At 69.1% G+C, this 3,694-nt stretch carries 4 protein-coding genes; all 4 read left to right on the plus strand.

Annotation, left to right across the window (positions count from 1 at the left end):
* Positions 1-194 precede the first annotated feature (194 nt).
* On the plus strand, positions 195-542 hold the full coding sequence (locus tag ABZ321_RS58115) for a zinc-binding dehydrogenase (RefSeq protein ID WP_354905670.1): 348 nt from the start codon (positions 195-197) through the stop codon (positions 540-542).
* Positions 543-656: 114 nt separating this feature from the next.
* Positions 657-1,058 (plus strand): DUF4440 domain-containing protein, encoded by a 402-nt coding sequence (locus tag ABZ321_RS58120; RefSeq protein WP_354905673.1) that lies wholly within the window; start codon positions 657-659, stop codon positions 1,056-1,058.
* A 12-nt stretch (positions 1,059-1,070) separates the two neighbouring features.
* Entirely contained in the window at positions 1,071-2,534 is a 1,464-nt protein-coding gene (locus ABZ321_RS58125; protein ID WP_354905675.1) for an FAD-dependent oxidoreductase, read from the plus strand.
* Between the two features lie 159 nt (positions 2,535-2,693).
* A complete protein-coding gene (locus ABZ321_RS58130; protein WP_354905678.1) occupies positions 2,694-3,002 on the plus strand; it encodes a hypothetical protein in 309 nt (102 codons plus the stop codon).
* Positions 3,003-3,694 lie beyond the last annotated feature (692 nt).

Below are 3,694 nucleotides of genomic sequence, written 5' to 3' on the forward strand. Positions count from 1 at the left end.
ACTGGGCGAACCGGCACACCGACCATCGTAGATCATCAGAGCTGCCGCCTCTGACCAGGTGCGCAGGTGCTGATACCGCGCGCTGTCATGCCGCCATTGGTGCGCGGCGTCCCATCGCTACTCGTAACGGTGGGTGATTGGGTCCTGCAGCGCGCCGAGGCTTCTGAACTGCCGATGACAGTGTGTTCGCGTTCATGAACATGACGGTGGCTGGTGAGGCGCCGTTGGAGGACGTCGGCGGCGTCGACTTGGTCTTCGACGTCATCGGCGGCGACATTCAGCGCCGCTCCGCGGGCCTGATCCGCGCCGGAGGAGTCCTGGTGACCGTCGTCGGGCCGGCCGAGGCGCGGCCCGCCGGCGGCTTGGCGATCGACTTCGTCGTCGAGTCCGATCGCGCGCAACTCGGTGAGATCGTCCGCCGGGTGCGGGACGGACGGCTGCGCACCAACATCGGCACCATTGCGACCCTCGACGATGCCGTCGCCGTCCTCGACCCGACCGAGCGGCTTCGCGGGAAGACGATCATCCGCATGCGTTCGTGAAATGGAGGGTGATCCTCCAGGACGGCCATCACCCGCCTCCTCCTCCGGTTACCCCATCACTCGCCGATAGCGTGGGAGCCATCGCAACTCCACCAACCCGGAGAGGAGATCGCGATGTCCGAGTCCTTTTCCCTCCCCACGGCACCCGAGGGCGTCATCCCCGCGCTGGTCGAGCGTTTCAACTCCGGCAAGGTCGGCGAGTTGATGGCCCTGTACGAGGGGGCGGTACTCGTCGCCGACGACGGGCGGACCGTCACCGACAGCGCCGAGGTCGCGGCCGAGCTCGAGCGCGACATCAGCCTCGGCCTGCCGCTGGCGGCCAAGGCGCGCCATGTGTTCGTGGCCGGCGACATCGCCGAGATCGTGGTCGACTGGGCGATCGACGGCCCCGGTCCCGACGGCCGGCACGTGCACGTCGCCGGCACGGCCAGCGATGTGGCGCGCCGCGGCTCCGACGGCCGCTGGCGGTACTTGATCGACAACCGTCTTGGGACCGCGGTACGACAGCCCGCGTGACGGGGGTGCGCCATGACGACCATCGAGCTGTGCCCGGACGACGTGCACAACCGGCGGACGATCCACCAGGGCCACCCGCCCGACTGGGTCAACCGCGACGGTGGCGACTACGACGTGGTGGTGGTCGGCGGCGGACCGGCCGGCCTCACCGCCGCCACGACGGCCGCCGCAGGCGGGCACCGCGTCGCGATGACGGAGCAACGGCTGACCGGGGGCACCTGTGTCAACTTCGGCTGCACGCCGAGCAAGGCGCTGATCCGGTGCGCACGCGCGGTTCACGATGCGGGCCGCGGAGCCGAGCTCGGATTCCGGCTCGACGCCCCGCCCCGAACCGATTTCGGCGCGGTCATGGAGCGGGTCCGCCGGATGCGCTCCATGAGCAGCGCCGGCGACGCAGTCCAGATGGCCGAGGAGGCGGGGGTGGAGGTCTACCTCGGCCACACCCGCTTCACCGCCCCGAACGCCGCGGAGGTCGACGGCCGGCCGCTGCGGTTCCGCAAGGCGGTGATCGCCACCGGATCGGAGCCCGTGGTGCCCGCCATCGACGGCCTGCGGACCGGCGAGTACCTGACCAACGAGACCGTCTTCGCCCTGACCGAGCAGCCCTCCCGGTTGGTCGTTATCGGCAGCGGCCCGCAGGCGTGCGAGCTCGCCCAGGCCTTCCGCCGCCTCGGCAGCGAGGTGGACCTGGTCAGCCACCCCACGACCCTGCTGTCCCAGGACGAGCCGGAGGCCGGCGAGCTGATCCGCCGCCGGTTCGAGCAGGAAGGGATTCGGCTGCATCTGGGATTTACGGCGGTACGGGCAGGCGCTGGCCGGCTGCTGGCGCTCGGCCCCGGCGGGACACGCGAGCTGCCGTACGATGCCCTGCTGCTCGCCACCGGCCGCAAGGCGAACGTCGAGCATCTGAACCTGGACGCGGCCGGGGTCCACGACGCCGGGGATGGCGTGGCGGTGGATGCGTACCTGCGCACCGCCAACCCCGACATCTATGCCGCCGGAGATGCTTCCTTCCCGCTGAAGTACACGCACGCAGCCAACGCGACTGCGCGGCTCTGCATCGCCAACGCCCTGGATGCAGCACATCGCCCGGCCCGGGACCTCGTGATTCCCCACTGCACCTACACCGACCCCGAGGTGGCCGAGGTGGGCCTGACCCCACGCCGGGCCCGCGACGAGGGCGTCGCCATCGACACGTACAGGCTCGACCTGACCAAGGTGGAGCGGGCCTTCATCGACGGCGAGGACGAGGGTTTCGGGGCGATCCACACCCGCAGCGGCAGCGGCGAGATCGCCGGCGCAACCCTCGTGGCAACACACGCCGGCGAGATGATCAGCGAGCTGACGCTGGCGATCACGAACCGGCTGACGCTGGAAGCAGTCGCCGACACGGTGCACTGCTACCCGACCCAGGCCGAGGTCTTCCAGCGGATCGCCCTGCAGGCCAGACCCCAGCGGGTTGCGGCAGCCCACTGAGTCCGCCGGCCGACCTGAGATCCGGGACGGCACCAGCCATGGCGGTGCCGTCCCGGATCCACCGATGACTCTCGGCCGTCTACCGCGCTGTGGCGCCGCCAGCGAGGTCGAAGCACGCCGCCGAGCACGCCGCCGCGAACGGCTGACCCAAGGCCACCGATGGTCACCGGAGACGTTCCGCACGATCACGGCCAGCTGCAACTCCTCCTGCAGATCTGCGAGGAGTTCTTCCGTCGCGCCAGCCCCGCCACCCACGCCGAACTCGGCGCCCTCCTCCTCACACGAAACACCACCGGCGGACCGGGCTGGCTGATCGACATGCTCGGCCTCACCGTCCCCGGCAGTCGCCTTGCTGATGACGAGACTGATCGGGCGGGTCGCACTGTTGACAAGCACGCCCATACAGTCGGGGTCGGCTGCCGCCATCTGCAGCAGTGCTCGGCCGGGTATGCCGGCGTTGCACTGTGACCCCGGCGCTGTGACGCCGCGTCAGGGTCGGCGAAGGCGAGGATACGTGGCTTTCCATCGCCGTGAGTGTCGTTCGACCGGCGGCGAAGCCCGAGCTTGTGACAGTCTGGCCTTGCTCGTCATGCGTCACGCCCCGATGCTGACGATGCCGACGATGCCGATGACCGAGTCTCGGAACAGCGCGAGGAACTGGTCGTAGGTTCCTGGGCCGCTCGTATCTGCATGCTCGGCCATGAGGTCCGACAGCGGGGTAGCGCTCGCACCGGTACGGTAGCGTGGCGGCTGATGCGACCAACCGTGAGTGTGCTGCCGCTCTTGCGCCTAAATGCGCTGTGACAAGATCCGGATCTGCATCGCGTCATGCGTCAGCGGTGATCCGACGGCCGGGCAGCAGGGTAAGTCGTACCTGGGGTCGGTAGTCGCATCGAGCGCCAAGCCCCTCTGCGGTCGATCAACAGACAGGGCCCACCGAAGACCGTCCGGTCCGTAAAGCGTCTTCTGACGGATTCGGCAGTAGTTGGCGGAAGGTCAATCTCTACTAACTTAGTACGACAGCCCAGGTTCGTTATGTAGATGTTGGTTGATGGCTGGTGTGGGCGCGGCGGTGGTAGTGGCTGGTGCGGGCGCGGGCTTGGTGTCGGCGGCGCCAGTTCGACCAGTGCAGGCGGTGGCTGATGGTGTGGGTGGTGTTG

This window comes from Dactylosporangium sp. NPDC006015 (assembly GCF_040614215.1).
GTDB classification, from domain to species: domain Bacteria; phylum Actinomycetota; class Actinomycetes; order Mycobacteriales; family Micromonosporaceae; genus Dactylosporangium; species Dactylosporangium maewongense.